General features: G+C 46.4%; 12 protein-coding genes. 7 read left to right on the forward strand and 5 right to left on the reverse strand.

Annotated features, from left to right (window positions below):
* Nucleotides 1-121: 121 nt before the first annotated feature.
* The gene (locus tag R3D00_11990) at nt 122-3,022 is read left to right on the forward strand and encodes an ATP-binding protein (protein ID MEZ4773895.1); all 2,901 of its coding nucleotides are present in this window, start codon (nt 122-124) and stop codon (nt 3,020-3,022) included.
* A gap of 57 nt (nt 3,023-3,079) precedes the next feature.
* On the opposite strand, the gene R3D00_11995 is transcribed toward R3D00_11990, so the two are convergent.
* The 3 genes from R3D00_11995 to R3D00_12005 all read right to left on the reverse strand — a co-directional run bounded on the left by R3D00_11995 (nt 3,080) and on the right by R3D00_12005 (nt 7,562).
* Complete coding sequence (locus R3D00_11995) at nt 3,080-5,440, reverse strand: T9SS type A sorting domain-containing protein (GenBank protein ID MEZ4773896.1); 2,361 nt, start codon at nt 5,438-5,440, stop codon at nt 3,080-3,082.
* Nucleotides 5,441-5,525: 85 nt separating this feature from the next.
* Entirely contained in the window at nt 5,526-6,890 is a 1,365-nt protein-coding gene (locus R3D00_12000) for a hypothetical protein (protein MEZ4773897.1), read from the reverse strand.
* A gap of 24 nt (nt 6,891-6,914) precedes the next feature.
* Nucleotides 6,915-7,562: a tetratricopeptide repeat protein gene (locus R3D00_12005; GenBank protein MEZ4773898.1), complete on the reverse strand. Its 648-nt coding sequence runs from the start codon at nt 7,560-7,562 to the stop codon at nt 6,915-6,917.
* Between the two features lie 150 nt (nt 7,563-7,712).
* Here R3D00_12005 and R3D00_12010 point away from each other — a divergent pair, with 150 nt between their 5' ends.
* Nucleotides 7,713-8,645, forward strand: coding sequence for a hypothetical protein (locus R3D00_12010; protein ID MEZ4773899.1), 933 nt, complete (start codon nt 7,713-7,715; stop codon nt 8,643-8,645).
* Between the two features lie 79 nt (nt 8,646-8,724).
* On the opposite strand, the gene R3D00_12015 is transcribed toward R3D00_12010, so the two are convergent.
* Nucleotides 8,725-9,159: a hypothetical protein gene (locus R3D00_12015; protein MEZ4773900.1), complete on the reverse strand. Its 435-nt coding sequence runs from the start codon at nt 9,157-9,159 to the stop codon at nt 8,725-8,727.
* A gap of 248 nt (nt 9,160-9,407) precedes the next feature.
* Here R3D00_12015 and R3D00_12020 point away from each other — a divergent pair, with 248 nt between their 5' ends.
* The 4 genes from R3D00_12020 (at nt 9,408) to R3D00_12035 (ending at nt 13,468) form a co-directional block, all read left to right on the forward strand.
* Nucleotides 9,408-11,375 carry an adenylate/guanylate cyclase domain-containing protein gene (locus R3D00_12020; GenBank protein MEZ4773901.1) on the forward strand — a complete coding sequence of 656 codons (1,968 nt, stop codon included), beginning with the start codon at nt 9,408-9,410 and terminating at the stop codon, nt 11,373-11,375.
* Nucleotides 11,376-11,394: 19 nt separating this feature from the next.
* Entirely contained in the window at nt 11,395-11,973 is a 579-nt protein-coding gene (locus tag R3D00_12025) for a Crp/Fnr family transcriptional regulator (protein ID MEZ4773902.1), read from the forward strand.
* Nucleotides 11,974-12,065: 92 nt separating this feature from the next.
* On the forward strand, nt 12,066-12,755 hold the full coding sequence (locus R3D00_12030) for a hypothetical protein (protein ID MEZ4773903.1): 690 nt from the start codon (nt 12,066-12,068) through the stop codon (nt 12,753-12,755).
* A 50-nt stretch (nt 12,756-12,805) separates the two neighbouring features.
* Nucleotides 12,806-13,468, forward strand: a complete 663-nt coding sequence (locus tag R3D00_12035; GenBank protein ID MEZ4773904.1) for a hypothetical protein — start codon at nt 12,806-12,808, stop codon at nt 13,466-13,468.
* A 20-nt stretch (nt 13,469-13,488) separates the two neighbouring features.
* Here the strand turns inward: R3D00_12035 and R3D00_12040 are convergent, their stop codons facing one another.
* Nucleotides 13,489-14,328, reverse strand: coding sequence for an AAA family ATPase (locus tag R3D00_12040; protein ID MEZ4773905.1), 840 nt, complete (start codon nt 14,326-14,328; stop codon nt 13,489-13,491).
* Between the two features lie 101 nt (nt 14,329-14,429).
* Between R3D00_12040 and R3D00_12045 the strand changes: the two genes are divergently transcribed.
* On the forward strand, nt 14,430-16,055 hold the full coding sequence (locus R3D00_12045; protein MEZ4773906.1) for an ABC transporter substrate-binding protein: 1,626 nt from the start codon (nt 14,430-14,432) through the stop codon (nt 16,053-16,055).
* Nucleotide 16,056: the final 1 nt, after the last annotated feature.

A 16,056-nucleotide genomic window follows, 5' to 3' on the forward strand; every position in this document is an offset into this window, starting at 1 on the left:
AAGATAAATTTTGCCCAAAGTTCTTGCGTAAACGGTTAAGTTTTGGGAGCGACCGGGGCATAAATCCCGGAGAAAAATGGTAATTTAGCGTTGATTTCCGAACATTCGGTTATTCTATGTTATGAAACGTCTGATTCCCCTTTTTATACTCTTTCTGAGTGTTACTTGTTATTTGTATCCTCAGGCGGACCTCGTTCGTCAGTTGGAACAATCCCTTGCGAATACTGCTTCAAATCCGCAAAGAGTTGATATTCTCAACGCACTTTCAGCCGCCAGTCGCACAGCTAAGGCACGCGATGCATTAAAATATGCAGAGGATGCACTGAAACTGGCCAAAGAACTCAACTACCTCAAAGGAATGGGAGAGGCTGAAGTGAATGCCGGGCTTGCCTGGCATGAAAGAGGGAAAACGGCTAAAGGGATAGAACGACTTGAAGCGGCGCTCCCTTATTTTTCAGGCACGGGTGATCAGGAATCTTTAACCACCACGTGGCAAACAATTGCTCAGTTGTATGGAAATCTCGGGCAAACCGACAAGATGAAAGAGTACCAGCAACTGTACCTTTCTGCCAAAAATAACCGGATCCAGGAAGAAGCGAAAACCCAGATGCAAAACCTGGAATCGCGTTTTCTTCAGGAAAAAAAGGCAACCCTCAGCCTTGCAGATCAGGCCGGGAAGGAAAGAGATATGGCGTTGCATCAGCTGGATACACTCAGAGAAATTGCCCTTACCAAAGAGCTCGAAATCGCCCGGCTGGCGCAGGAGTCAGCCGAACTGGAAAGACAGTCTGCGGAGAATGCCCTGTTAATCGAAAAACAACAAAAACAGCAAAATTACATCCTCCTGGGAGGCGGAATATTCTTTTTGATTCTGCTTGGCTTCTGGCAGTGGTACAGAAATATTCAACAGAAGAAGGTAACGCGACTGGAAAAAGAAAGAGCCGAAAAACTCCAGCAAATCGACCAGCTAAAGGATCAATTTCTGGCAAATACCTCGCATGAACTCCGCACGCCGTTACATGGTATTATCGGGCTGGCAGAATCTCTTCGTGAAAATCTAAATGGCGAGTTGGCTGAAAAACAAAAGGAAAGCCTGGGGCTGATTATTTCCTCTGGAAGGCGGTTGAGCAACCTCGTCAATGATCTGCTCGATTTTGCCAAAATGAAAAATGACGAACTTCAGCTTGTAAAAAAGCCCGTAGATGTCCATACCCTTACGGAAGTAGTGCTTAAGATTAATACTACCCTGGCAAAAGGGAAAAATCTGGAATTGGTTGACTGGGTGCCTGACGATCTTCCTCCGGTAGATGGCGATGAAGACCGGCTGTTGCAAATTCTTCACAACCTTGTCGGCAATGCGATTAAGTTTACCCCTCATGGTACGGTTGCTGTTCACGCTGCACAAAAAGATAATATGATCGAAATTTCTGTCAGCGACACCGGGATCGGTATTCCTGCGGAAAAACACAGTGCAATTTTTCAGGAGTTTGTGCAGGTTGACGGATCCGCAAAAAGGAGCTATGCCGGAACGGGACTGGGGCTGAGTATTACGCAAAAGTTGGTAGAACTTCATGGCGGTAAAATCTGGGTAGAATCTCAGATTGGAGAAGGGTCTGTTTTTTATTTTACCCTGCCAGTCGCAACTGGAACCAAACAAAAGTTTCAGCCTTCCGTGTTAATTACCCAGCCGGTTGTCTATCAGAGCTTCAGTCATGATCCTGCCGGAAACCATTCAGATCCTGCTTTTGCGCCTGTTGCAACTAATGGAAAATATAAGGACCAGCCGATACGTGTACTCATCGTCGATGATGAGCCTGTAAATCTTCAGGTGGTAAAAAACCATCTGGCTGACCCCCGTTATGAAGTTACCCTTGCCATCAATGGCGAAGAAGCGTTGCGTGCGATGGAGTCCGGGAAAAAATATGATCTGGTACTGCTGGATATCATGATGCCTGAAATGTCAGGATTTGTCGTCTGTCAGCGAATCAGGGAGAAATTCCTGCCCTCAGAGTTGCCCATTATTATGATCACAGCAAAAAACCAGGTAGCAGACCTTGTGCAGGGATTTTCTTCTGGTGCGAATGATTATTTGCCTAAACCCTTTACCCGCGACGAATTTCTGGCCCGTATCAAAACCCATATCAACCTTTATCAGTTTAATTCCGTTGCTTCCAGATTCGTTCCCAATCAGTTTCTCCGCTCCCTGGGCTACGAAAGTATTACGGATGTAAAACTGGGAGATCTGGTGCATAAAGAAGTAACCGTATTCTTTTCTGATATCAGGGATTATACCAGCTTGTCTGAACGGATGACACCGGAAGATAATTTTCGGTTTGTAAATGCATATGCAGGGCGAATGGGGCCAATTATTCAGAAACACAGAGGGTTTGTAAACCAATATCTGGGCGATGGGATTATGGCTATTTTCCAGACGCCAGATGAAGCTGTATTGGCCGCAGTGGAGATGCAAAAAGCTTTATTTAATTATAATCGGGAACGTGTGGGACAGGGGCGACAGCCCATCCGGGTTGGCATGGGATTACATACCGGGCCATTGGTAATGGGGATTATCGGAGATGAGTTGCGGATAGATGCAGCCACGATTTCTGATACCGTCAACACTGCTTCACGTACGGAAGGCCTGACAAAGTTTTATAAGGTGAATATGCTGGTCAGTGAAGCGACTTTTCAGAAGCTCAATGATCCTTCGCAGTTTAACTATCGGTTTTTGGGAAAGGTGCAGGTGAAAGGGAAAAAGCAGACTGTCGGATTTTACGAATTTTTTGATGGTGATCCGGAGGGCGAAATTACCCTTAAATGGGGGAGTCGGGATGCCTTTGAGCATGCACTCAATGCCTATTACCGGAGAGATTTTCACGCTGCCATTTCAGGGTTTAAGGATACATTGAAGCTCAATCCCGGCGACTCCGCCGCGGGTTATTATCTCAGCAAATCTGCTGAATACCTCAACAACGGGGTAGGCGATGAATGGGTCGGCGTAGAGCTGATGGAAACCAAATAAAAAAAGCGGGTGTAAAAACCCGCTTTTTTTATTTAGATCATATAGCAAGTAAAGTTACTACTTTGCAATAAGCAGTCGCTTGACCGCGTGTTTTTCGCCACTTGAAATCTCTACCATATAAATTCCATCGGGAAGTTCGGCGGAGAGCTGGACATTCACTTCGTTCTGACCTTTCTGACCCCAACGGGCAACTTCGCTGCCATTTACATTCACAATTTTAATAACCAGAGAAGTATTCAAGCCAAATACTTCGAGGTTGCTGATTGTAAAGTTTCCAGCCGTAGGGTTAGGATAAAGTTCGATCAGATTTTCGTCAATCAGATCTGATATGCCTGTAGCTGCTTCTGTTACGTCAATAGAGTCAACAACCGAACAGCCATTGGCATCAGTAACCGTTACCGCATAGGTGCCGGGAGCAAGGCCTGAAGCTGTGGGAGAGCTCTGTGCATTGGGGTCATTCCATGCGTAGGTGTAAGGACCTGTGCCTGCGCCAGCCGTTGCAGTAGCTACGCCGTTGGATAGGCCATTCCAGGCAACTTCATCCAGTACAATCGATACGGTCGGCGCTGGTATGATATCAACGGAAATGCTATCCTGCGCATCGCAACCTATGGAGTCGCTCACTGTTACAAAGTAAGTCGTAAGTCCTGTTACAGTAGGCGTAATGCTGGCTGTCGTTTCTCCTGTGCTCCATTCATATACGTCTCCTCCCGAAGCAGTCAGCGTGGCAGTAGCGCCTTCACAAACTGCCGAATCACCAGCTACTGCCGGAGTCGGGATCGGATTGACATGAACCCTGAACGAATCCAGTGAGAAACAGCCATTGCCATCAATCAGGGTAACGCTGAAGGTCGAATCCATAGGGGGCGCAACTGTCCAGGTTCCTGGTAGTGGTCCTCCAATATTCAGCGTGATCGAATCACCGATACAAATACGATCGGTAGGACCGGTGAGGCTTACATTTTTCTGGTCGGGGCCAAAATTCATGCGGATCATAAATGCCGATGCCAGGGTAGGAACCGCAGCTTCCAGCAAGGTCCAACGGGTAACGCCGTCTCCGAAGAAAGCCGTACCTGGCACCAGACCATCAAAGTCATACCCAAAACCGAGGTTGTTGAGATTGTATTGCTCACAGGCGATGAAGTATTTTCCTGCCGGGAGCTCATTCTGGCAGGTAAATCCGAGGGTATGCCAGCCTCTGGAAGGAATTTGCCAGTATACCGTGGAGTCAAGAACTGCAGAGGTGTCGGGCTCGCCGGGGATATCATTTCCAAAGCCATAAAGTAGTACCCGGAGAGTATCCCCAATGGTAGAACTATTGAGGAAAAATGAAGTGGAAGTCAGAATATCAGGCTGAGTCAACTCAAACATAAGTCCGAAAACTCCCTGTGATCCTGTAAAACCCAGTCCACCATTTGCCGTACTGTCATCTCTGGCAAAAACGGAATCGACGACCGCAACGCTTTTCTGGTTGTTGAGCGGGAAGGTGTCATTTTCGGCGGAAGTAAGGGTAAAAGACCCTACTCCCCCCTCAGTCGGTGCGAATGGGGTACCAAAAGCTGCTGAAGCAAACTGGAAAGATTGCAAAGAGTCAAGCGTTACGCTGTCTGCAAAAGAACCAAAGCTCCCTTTAAAGACCAGGTTTGTAAGTGTCTGCAAACCACGGTTTTGGATTGTACCTGAAAGAGAATAAACTGCACCCTGTGACGGAGGAGCAAGCGTATAACCCGCAGGTGCTGTAAGGGTAATCCCAGCACTGATAATTCCACCATCTATTACCGGCTGGTCATAAACCGAGAAGTCGTCAATGGCAATATCGTGAATAAAGTCCCCGTAGTTGTTGTTATTGACCCGGAAGCGGAACCTTACGATCGGAGGAAGGCCATTGAGTGAGAGGATTTTTTCCGTCCAACCGGTTCCCAGTACCCCGGTAGAGTCGATAGTAGTCCAAACAGAACCATTAAAATAATCAACTTTCAGGTCGTTGAAACTACTGTCAGCTCCGAATGCGGCACTGGCAACGTTTGCATTGCTATGCACCCAGAAAGCCAGACGTGCATTGGGGAGAGCGGAAAGATTGAAGAAAGGCGTGAAGATGGTCACCGAGTCATTGTCTCTGCCTGAATCTTCGACATACAGATAGACGCCGGTTGCATTACCGAGGGTATGGTCGTTGGTCGGCCCGGTATTGGCAGATGGCGTAGAGCCTTTTACTGCGTACCAGTCCTGCGCGCCGTCACCGGCAATGTCATTGACCCATTGGTCAGGGAAAACCGCGGGGTTGGGCTCTGCACCAGATCCCTGAGCGCCCGTGGGAAAGGCATCAAAATTTTGAACGTAGGGGAAACTGCTGATAGGCTGAGTCCATGCCCATCCAAATAGCAGCATTAACATGGTTAAGGTAATGGTTTGTTTCATCTAAGGAAAAGTTAGGTGGTTTTGAACGGGTGAAAATCTAAGTGATATTTTTTGATTTTTCAACGAAAATCGATTCCCAATTTTTTTAATCGGTATAGTAGGCGCCAAAAACTATCATCATCTCATCCTGGCTAAGTAAACCAAACCGGAGGGTCTTATTTTCTGTATTGTTATAAGTCGCTTCTGCACGAAGTCCCTGACCGGCTTCCAATACCAGTGGCGGATCCATTTCCAGCATGGGGGGGTGTTCCCAGTCGTTGGTGTAATACAGCAATTTTCCATCGACACTGCCTCCAACACCAAAAATACGGAACTCAGTCATGTGTTGGTGCGCGTGGGAGAAAAGTAAAAATATATGCCTTCGTTCATTAAAGGTATAGGTCTTTTTGATGGTTGTTACCTGGTTGGGGGGCAGCTCAAAGTTATCGTTATTCAGGAATATATTTTCGGCTACGTGAGTAACTTCATTTAGCGGAACGGTATGAACATTTACATATATCTCTCCGGTTGCTGTATCGTTGCTCCGGTTGACATAATGGGAATTCATGTCCAGCCCGTGGCCGGCTTTCAGGCGTAAGGCAACTCCTTCAGGAAAGGTATAGTTGGTCAACCGCCACTGTGTTCCGTAAAAAAATACCTGATCCTGAATCGATATGACAGTCGGAAGAATATATCCGCCCCATGGATCTCTCAAGTCCCGGTAAGTATTTGGCGTAGGTTTGGCTGCGCCTGACGGAAAATCATACAAAATAAAATGGTGTGTGCCCGGGCGCATGGAAACCTCTACCTGCCTGACAAAAACATCCTGGCTGTTATTCAATGGATTGTAATAAAAAAACTCTCTTTCATAGTTGGGGATCACATCAAAAGGTCCCAGATGAAGCTGAAAACCTGAAGCCGGAGGCGTGAGCGCTGTAAAACTCAGGTCTGAGAGTGGCTGCCTTGTTGTATCTTTCAGCAAGTCCAGGCTCACGACTTCTCCTTCTGAAGGTGCTCCTGCCAGTATCCATTCGCGGATGAAAGCTAATTCTCCATTGGTCAGAAAAGGACTTCCCAATGGCATCATATCGCCGTATTCCGTATGGTCATTGTAAAAATGTTCCTGCTCTTTTGCGTTGATTTTTTCCCACAAAAAACTGGTGTACAGACTTTCCAGCCCTTTTTTTCCCACAAGAAGGAGTCCATCTTTTTGAGCTGCTTCATTGTGGGGAACGCGATCCACAAGCTGTTCATATCCTTCATCAGCCGTAAGAACCAGATCTGACTCCAGAGAATACGTGGTACCCGCTGCGTGACAACTTACACATCGGGGCTCAAAAATCTGTTGCTGAATGACTTCCCATGAAGATTCGGTTTCCTCTCCAGGGGGAGTGGGTTCATGGGTTTTACATCGGATAAAAAATATAGCCGTAAATACAGTGATAAACAAAAGGGTATATCGGTAATTCATAAAAAAGGTAAATTTATTTGTATGTCAGGGTTTAGGAGAAAGGTTCTTCAAACAATGGGTTTCATATTGAAATTTTGCATTGAATGCGTGTTTATTCACTGCCTGATGGAAATCTTCGCAGGCCTGCGCTTCCTGCCCTAATGCCAGATAACATTCTCCCCTCCCGAGAAAATATTCCCCAACCCTACTGTCTTTTCCAATGGCAATATCATAATCGTTGAGCGCTTTCCCGTATTGTTTATCGCCGGAATAAGCTGTGGCCCGAAGGTAATAAAATTCTGCCTGCAATGGGTCCAGTTGTATGGCCCGGCTGAAGTCATTTATGGCTTCCTCAAATTGTTCGACGCGTAAACAGGCTTTGCCCCGGTTGCTGTAATAATCCGCCCGTCGGGGGTGAATACGTATCGCCTGCGAAAATGCGTCAATGGCTTCCGCATACTGTTGCAACTCAAAATGACAAACCCCTTTGTAATAAAAGTAGTTGGCGTTTTTGTCGTTTATCGTGATGGCTATTTCGTAAAGTTTTAAGGCTTCAGCGTATTCTCCCATTTGTGCATGCTCAAACGCCTGGGCGCCGGGATCTTCCTGATGCTGCGAAAAAGCGTCAGCAGGAAAACTGCCAAACCAGAAACTTATGATTAATACAAACAAATATGGAATATTATGAGTCATACAAAGGGCTTGCATGAATAAATTTACAAATAAATTGGGAATGTTTTTGCCTTTGTCCTATAAGTGACGGATGTCAGCAGTTTTTATATCTACCTTTCTTTTATTTGTGGATCGTACATATATACACTTCGACTATTAATAGATGATAATATGAAAGCTCAATTGATTTTACTTGGCTGTTTGGTTTTTTTGATATCCCCTGGCTGTCAACACAGTGATAAAACCGATGGGATTCACGCGGTAGCTCAAATTTATTCCGACCGCGACTTCCAAAACTACTGGTATCAGGGGAAAGCTGAAATTACCAGCTACGACCTCGAACAGGCCCGCTATGGAGAAATTCATTCGGGAAATGCTGTGTTGATTTTTGTAACGGAAGATTTTTCTGCAAAAAAACAGGTAAAACTCGACGATCCCGCTCAGGCCGGCAATGACAGGGTACCGATCATGAAACTTAACCTGACGAAAAAGTTTAATACAGGTATTTATCCTTATTCGATGATGCAGTCGGTGTTTACACCGGTAGATCTGAAAGCTTTTCCCAATACCCTTAAGACGACCATGTCTTCTCAGGAATGGTGTGGGCATGCATTTACCCAACTCAATCTGTCCGGAAATGAATATCGCCTTACCGGCCTTTCCTACTTTGAATCAGAAGGAGATGAGGACTTTTCAATCAAAAAACACATCCTCGAAGATGAATTGTGGACCCGTATCCGCATTTCCCCTAAAAACTTGCCCACAGGAGAAGTTACCCTCATTCCCGGTAGCTTTTTCAGCCGGCTGCGACATAAAGATATTCAGCCCCGGCTGGCTAAACTAAACCTCACGGAAAATGGGGAAATGATGGATTATTCGATTTATTATCCCGAAGAGGGTCGCGAACTGGTGATCCATTTCCAAAAGGTTTTTCCCTACAAAATCACGGGATGGGAAGAATCCTATGTCAGTGGCTGGGGCCCTTCTGCACAAAAGCTTACCACGCGCGCTACAGCTAAAAAAACTATGATGACAGACTACTGGACCAAACACAACAACGCCGATTTGGGCCTTAGAACCGAACTGGGGCTTCCAACAGAATAACGAGAACAAAAAAAGCAGTCCCGGTTAAGGGACTGCTCACGTACCAGTCGATTGCTACTACTACTCACCTACTCAACTTTTATCTTCTTGCCTGTCTGCGGTATCCATTGCTGCTACTGTTGCGGGGCGTGGGGGTACAGACGATGGGCGCAGGTTGCTGTTTTACGATTACTACCGGTCTGCGATATACGGGGTAGCGGTTGTAATAGGCTCCGTAAAAACCCGTGCCTCCGTATGCATAAGGATTTCCGTAATAAAATGGGCTGTTGGGAAGTTTGGCCAAACGCTCACGTTCAAGTTCGGTGTTTACAAAGGATTCGAGTGCGCGTTTTTTCCGCTTCCAGGCTTTTTTCTCCATTTTGCTCATCATGCGTTTGTCCATGCTTCTCAGCTCCACCAACTCTTGCTGGGCTTTGATGATCGCATCACTGTAACTGCTGCTATTCTGAGCGTATGACAAGCTTACCATCGTTACAATGCTAAGGGTCAGGAAATATTTTATTATCGTTTTCATATCTGTATGTGTTAAGTGTTTTGTCTGTTTCTGTTACAATTGTCTGAACGTCAGTGTGTAAAATATGTTCGAGTGTATGAAATAACCGTGAATGGGAAAATAACAACTGTGTAACTATGCTTTTCAAACGTGTAGGGTGAATGGGGGCGTGTAAGTGTGGTTTTTGATAAATTAGATGGCAAGTTTTCTTACATGTGGTTTCAAAATCCGGAAATTATCGCGAAGTTGAAATTGAAAACTCCTTTCTGATGCGCAGGCAGAATAAATCACTGATTGCATTTTTTCTTTTCTGTAACAGTTTGCTGATCACTACTGGCATGGGACAGATTGTACCTGACAGTCTGCCTGAAAAACTTTCCAGTCTTCCCTACAGTGAAGAATCGGTCCTGTATCTCAACCGACTTTCAGATTCTCTGGGCCGCAATCATCCGCAGGCTGCTTTATCTGCAGCTGTCTTTGCACAGACTATGGCAGACTCTGTTGGATCCGTTTCTGGCGAAGCTCATGCTTATTCCCGTATGGGTACCTGCAGTTGGTATCTGGGCAATTATCAGGATGCCTTGTCCTGGCATCTGGAAGCCCGAAATCGCTATCTTTCGCTGGGGGACAGTCTGGGGTTTGCCCAGTCAAGTTATGATATCGCTAATGTGCACTGGCGTTATGCCAACTACCCCGAAGCGATGGATAACATGGTCGTGGCTTTGCGGATTCGCGAACGATTAAAAGACAGTGTTGCCATTGCCGAATCATATTACGGTATGGGAATCTTGCAAGCTGACCTGCTGGATTTTTCCAATGCTTTGATCAATTACCAGAAAGCCCTGGCTATCGCCCAGGCTTTGAAAGACAAACAAAGGGAAGCTGATATCTATAATGTTATTGGTCGTGCCTGGCGCAAGCAGGAAATTTATGACAAAGCAATGGAAGCCCATGTCCGGTCACTGGCTCTGTATCAGGAGTTGGGAGATGAGGCGGGCATCTCCGATTACTATAATAATGTAGGGAGCATTTACCGCCGGCAGGGAAATTATAATGAGGCACTTGACTATTTTTTTGAGGCGATAAATATTCAGAAAAAGCTCAATGACCAGGAAGGATTAGCCGATGGCTACAACGATATTGGCACGACGCTGATGCAAAAAGGCAGTTATCTCCGTGCCATCGAATATCTCGAAAAAGGCCTGGAAATCTCCCGGAAAACCGGACTGAAAGACGATGTGCGTTATGCACTTACCAGCCTTGCCGCTGTGTATGATTCACTGGGGGATTTTCGGCGCGCCTATTTCTATCTTCGGGAAGCAACTGCTGTCAGGGATAGTGTTACCAATGCCCAGGTAAGTGAACAGGTTGCACAGTTGCATATTCAATATCAAAGCGAAAAAAAACAGCAGCAGATCGATCTCCTCAAAAAAGAATCAGAACTGCAGAATGAAAAATTTCGAAGAAATAGCGTCATTATCATCGGGGTGCTGTTGATTCTGGCTATTTTTGGCGGCTCTATGGTCTATCGTTCGCGGCTTCAGACGTTGCTCAACCGGAAGTTGTCTTACAAAAACCGTGTGATTGCTAAAGAAAAAGAGCGTTCGGAAGAGCTGTTGCTCAATATTCTTCCAAGAGAAACAGCAGAGGAACTCAAACTTCACGGGAAAGCCAAAGCCCGTAGTTATGAGGAAGTGACGGTTATGTTTGTCGATTTTCAGGGATTTACCAAACTATCTGTACAGATGACGCCCCGCGAATTGGTTCGCGAACTGCACACCTGTTTTGAGGCATTTGACCACATCATCGACAAGTATGGGTTGGAGAAAATTAAAACCATTGGCGACGCCTATATGTGTGCAGGAGGAATTCCCGTGCCGGAGCCTGACCATGCGGCAAATACAATCAGGGCGGGTTTGGAGATCCAGCAGTTTATGAAAGTTGAAAATGCACGTAAACAGGCTGTTGGTGAGCCATTTTTTCAGGCAAGGTTGGGTATTCATACGGGCCCGGTCATTGCGGGGGTAGTGGGGATCCGCAAGTTTTCATACGATATATGGGGAGATACGGTCAACACTGCATCGCGAATGGAAACCGCCGGCGAAGTAGGCCGGGTGAATATTTCACAGGACACCTATGAACGGGTTCAAACGCAGTTTATCTGCCATTACCGGGGGAAGGTGGAAGCCAAACACAAGGGAATGATCGATATGTATTTTGTGGAATGGGAGATTTAGCCGAAACAGATAACGGTATATGTATGAACAAATAAAATCCTATTTCTTAAAATTCATTCCGCTGGATGAAGCGCAATGGGCCTTGATAGAGTCTGGCCTGGAGAAAATAGTTATTCCCAAAAAAACCATCCTCCTGCATGCGGGAGAGGTTTGCCGTCACGCGTGGTTTATCGATACGGGCTGTATGCGGTATTTTTACAATACCTATGAGGGAATGGAAATCACGGGATATATTTTTACAGAAAATGCATTTGTCAGCTCTTTTGGCAGTTTTGTATCGCGGCAACCCAGTACCCAGTCTATAGATGCTATTGAAGACAGCGAACTGACGGTGATCAGTTATGCGCATATGCGGAAGTTATATGACCATATTCCTCAAATGGAACGGTTTGGAAGACTTTTGGCTGAAAATATTGTGGTGGGAAGCCAGATGCGAACCGCCTCCCTATTAGTGGATGACCCCGAAACCCGGTATCAAAAATTGCTGAGAGAGCGTCCGGAGCTTTTGGTCCGCATCCCGCATTATTACATCGCTTCTTATCTGGGCATAAAACCTGAAACGCTGAGCCGTATCCGTAAGAGGCTCTCGAAAAAATAGCCTTGTATTTTTCTTGACTCAAATCAATGACCCGGGCTGATTCCGGGCTGCATCTTTGTCTGGTTATGTTTAACCATTTAAAGAAACCAAAGATGCACAAGCAAATTTTTTTCTCGACTTTGTTTCTCTGCTTATTTCTTTGCGGGGTAAATACATTTGCCCAGGGTACACTTTTCGACGTTTCCCTTGGGCATTCCCGGTCTGACCGATATTTTGGCTCGGCGGCTTTACACCATGCATTTGGGGCGCGGTTCCGTGCTGGTGTAAGTGTTTTTTCGGGAGAATATCGCTACCGGTTTATTGATGCACGAAAAGTAAGTGATGCGAATGTAACCATCGTCGAAATTCCCCTGACTTATTGTATCTACAATCAGGGCAAACTTCGGGCAGACCTTGCGCTCAAAACCGGCCTGCGGTTTATGCAAGCGCCGGAAACACCTGAGTTTCTCCACGAATTTAAGAATTCCACCGCGCTTACTCTCGATCCGGGGTTGTTGGTTACGGTTGTTTTCAGCAAACGGTTTTCTCTCCAGTCAGGCGTTTTGCTGCCTGTAGTCTATCAGCTTCGCCCGGTAGTGTTGGAGGAGCAGATTCAGTCAGGCGTACTGCAGCTGGGAGGCACGTGGAAAATCAACAAACAGCTCACCTTTTTCGCGAAATCCCCATTTGGCCCAAGCTATGGAGCCGGGGGAGATGCGGAAAAGTTTTTCTGGTCTGCATCTGCGGGATTGCGCTGGAATATTGGCGCTAAAGCTTCAAATGCGCATGTGCTTAACCCCTGAACTTATGTACCTACGGTATTCATTTCTCCACTTAATCAAAATCTAATCTTATGAAATCCATCATTTTAGTCTATATCTTTCTTTTGACAAGTACGATGATATTTGCCCAGACAGAAACACCGCCAAAGGCAGGCTGGTTTTTTAGTGCGGAGGCGGGTGTTATGTTTCACAATGACGATATCGGTCGCACCGTAGGTTGGACGGGAGGACTGCTTTTATTGCACAACCACCTGAAGGTAGGCGTAAATTATTTTTCACGAAGCGGACCGGTCAATCCACATACTTTCCCGTTGGTATTGCCAGAGGGAGTCAATTATAAAGGGCAAACCACGCTTCAGTTGCGATCAGACCACGGCGCATTCGGGGCAATGGCAGCCCCTGTATTTCCGGTTGGAAAACTCACGCTGGAGATCCCGGTGAGTGCAGGGTTTATGGGTGCAGGTTATTTTCTGACAGGAGAGAACCGCATCACACCCGATGGGAGAAGAGTGAGTGAGTGGGAAGACGAACTTATGGGAGACACCGATGCCGGTTTTGGCACGATGCTGGAGGCGGGAGTGAAAGTATTATACCCGTTAAAAAACCTTCCGGTTTCGCTGGGTGCGGGCGTTTACTATACGGTCAATCCCGGTTGGAAAAGTTATGTTGGCGGCACGACCTACTATAACGTACCGAGAGCAGCGATTTCCATTCAGTTTGACACCCATCAATAGGGCATCGTTATGTGCCGGAATCAATTAGGAACGGCCACGTTTTGTTTGGTAAGCGGAAGCTCGTTCTTTTCCAGAATTTCTTTAGCCAGATTGACATAGTTGATGGCACCTTTGCTGCGGGCATCAAAAGCCAGTACCGGAAGTCCGTAGGAAGGTGCCTCACTCAGGCGGGTATTGCGGTGAATAACCGTCTGGAATGCCAGGTGTTGAAAGTGGCGTTGCACATCTTCAATTACCTGATTGGAGAGGTTGAGACGAGGGTCGTACATTGTGAGGAGGATACCTTCAATTTCCAGATCAGGATTGAGTCCCTGCTGAATCAGGCGAATGGTGTTCAGGAGTTTTGCCAATCCTTCCAGTGCAAAATATTCACATTGTACAGGGATGATGACGGAGTCGGCGGCAGTAAGCGCATTGATCGTAATGAGCCCAAGAGAAGGAGAGCAGTCCAGAATAATAAAATCGTATTCATCCTTCACTTCTGCAAGTACCTGCTTCATGAGGTATTCGCGGTTGCCTTCTTCCACAATTTCTACTTCTGCGCCTGCGAGGTTGTCATTGGAAGGGACGAGGTGAAGATTCGGAAATTCCGTCTCAATGATAATGTCCCTGATATGGACCATATCCTCACTGTTGATCTCTCCATCTTCTTCGGGAAGGTAAGAGAGCATACAACTGTAGATACTTTCCTCAGATTGTTCCATATCTGTACCTACACCGCTCGAAGCATTGGCTTGTGGATCTGTATCCACCAAAAGCGTTTTGTACTCCAGCGCGGCCAGACTGGCTGCGAGGTTGATGGCAGTGGTGGTTTTCCCTACACCACCTTTTTGATTGGCGAGACAAATAATTTTTCCCATATTATCCTATCTTTGGACGACACAAATATAAGACATTGTACCAAAGAGAAATCCACCGAACCATAATATTCCTGTGCATAACCTCAATTTTTTGCCCACTTATGTGGATAAGTTGTGGAAATGCTGTGGATAACCATGTGGATAAGCAGGTTTTCCGGATGAATCTGGACGAAGGACTCAATACGCTGGATCCTGCCTATGCCCGAAGCCGGGCACCCATCTGGATGACTGCTCAGTTATTTAACGGTTTAATCAGCCTGGATAGTGCCCTGGTTGTGCAACCCGCTATCGCCCAAAGTTGGGTAATCGCCGATAGTGGAAAAGAATACCGGTTTTCCCTTCGAAGCGATGTTTTTTTTCATCAACATCCGGCGTTTGGCCCTGACAGTACGCGAGTGGTCAATGCCAGGGACTTTGTTTATTCCTTTACCCGTATTTGTGATCCCCAAACAGCCTCTACCGGAAAGTGGATATTTTCTGGAAAAATTGAAGGCCTTGAAGCTTATGAATCGGGCGCAGCGGCATCTATTTCTGGTTTTGCTGCTCCCGACGATAGTACGTTTGTGATTCGCCTCAACCGGCCATTTCCGCCATTTCCGGGTTTGCTGGCGATGCCTTACGGATATGTGGTTCCCAAAGAAGTCGTCGATTTTTATGGAGATGATTTTCGCAGTCACCCTGTCGGCACAGGGCCCTTTCGTTTTTACCGCTGGAAAGAAGGAAATCAGCTGATTCTTCATAAAAATCCCTTTTACTTCGAATCGGAGAATGGACAAAAACTGCCTTATCTGGATGCCGTGAGCGTAAAATTTATTCCCAGCAGGCTTTCTGCTTTTATAGAGTTTATTCAGGGAAAACTCGATTTTATCGGAGACCTCGACAACGCTTATAAAGATGAAGTGCTCAACCCCGATGGAACCGTAAAACCCGCTTACAGTGAAAAATACCAGGTCGTACTGAGCCCTCAGCTCAATACCGAATATCTTGGAATTCAGATCGATACTACATTAGCGCTTTTGAAAGAGCATCCCCTGCGGGATGTGCGGGTACGTCAGGCACTCAATTATGCCATTGACCGGGAAAGGCTGGTCAAATATTTGCTAAATGGAATGGGATACCCCGGCAATTCGGGCTTTATCCCCAATGGTATGCCGGGATTTGACCCTGCAAAAGTTCCGGGCTATGCTTTTGACCCGGCAAAATCCCGAAGCCTGCTGGCTGAAGCAGGATTTCCCGACGGTAAGGGACTGCCGCCTTTGGTGCTCAACTCCACCGCCAAATATGCCCATATTTCGGAGTTTATTCAAAAATCGCTGGAAGACATTGGCGTAAAACTCGAAATTCAGAATCTCCAGGGCGGAGCACTCAGGAAAGAAATCTACAATACAAGGATCCATTTCTGGCGGGCCAGCTGGATTGCGGACTACCCCGATGGTGAAAATTATCTTTCGCTGTTCTATTCACCCAACTTTGCACCTGACGGACCCAATACCACACACTTTGGTTCACCTCGTTTTGACCAACTATACCGCCTGGCCATGACCGAAACCAATGACAGCGCCCGCGCCACTATATACCAGCAGATGGAAAATCTCATGATGGCACAATCGCCGGTAATCGTTCTGTACTACGACAGAAGTTTCCGCCTGCTCCGGTCTGGTATTACGGGATTGACCGGAAATCCGATGAACCACCTCTTTCTCAAAAATGTAAGAACCGGGCAATAGT

Source organism: Bacteroidia bacterium, from assembly GCA_041391665.1.
Taxonomy (GTDB): Bacteria; Bacteroidota; Bacteroidia; order J057; family J057; genus JAGQVA01.

Coding starts and splice junctions, on each gene's coding strand:
- R3D00_11990 (MEZ4773895.1), top strand. CDS start 122: ATGAAACGTCTGATTCCCCTTTTTATACTCTTTCTGAGTGTTACTTGT.
- R3D00_11995 (MEZ4773896.1), bottom strand. CDS start 5,440: ATGAAACAAACCATTACCTTAACCATGTTAATGCTGCTATTTGGATGG.
- R3D00_12000 (MEZ4773897.1), bottom strand. CDS start 6,890: ATGAATTACCGATATACCCTTTTGTTTATCACTGTATTTACGGCTATA.
- R3D00_12005 (MEZ4773898.1), bottom strand. CDS start 7,562: ATGACTCATAATATTCCATATTTGTTTGTATTAATCATAAGTTTCTGG.
- R3D00_12010 (MEZ4773899.1), top strand. CDS start 7,713: ATGAAAGCTCAATTGATTTTACTTGGCTGTTTGGTTTTTTTGATATCC.
- R3D00_12015 (MEZ4773900.1), bottom strand. CDS start 9,159: ATGAAAACGATAATAAAATATTTCCTGACCCTTAGCATTGTAACGATG.
- R3D00_12020 (MEZ4773901.1), top strand. CDS start 9,408: ATGCGCAGGCAGAATAAATCACTGATTGCATTTTTTCTTTTCTGTAAC.
- R3D00_12025 (MEZ4773902.1), top strand. CDS start 11,395: ATGTATGAACAAATAAAATCCTATTTCTTAAAATTCATTCCGCTGGAT.
- R3D00_12030 (MEZ4773903.1), top strand. CDS start 12,066: ATGCACAAGCAAATTTTTTTCTCGACTTTGTTTCTCTGCTTATTTCTT.
- R3D00_12035 (MEZ4773904.1), top strand. CDS start 12,806: ATGAAATCCATCATTTTAGTCTATATCTTTCTTTTGACAAGTACGATG.
- R3D00_12040 (MEZ4773905.1), bottom strand. CDS start 14,328: ATGGGAAAAATTATTTGTCTCGCCAATCAAAAAGGTGGTGTAGGGAAA.
- R3D00_12045 (MEZ4773906.1), top strand. CDS start 14,430: ATGTGGATAAGTTGTGGAAATGCTGTGGATAACCATGTGGATAAGCAG.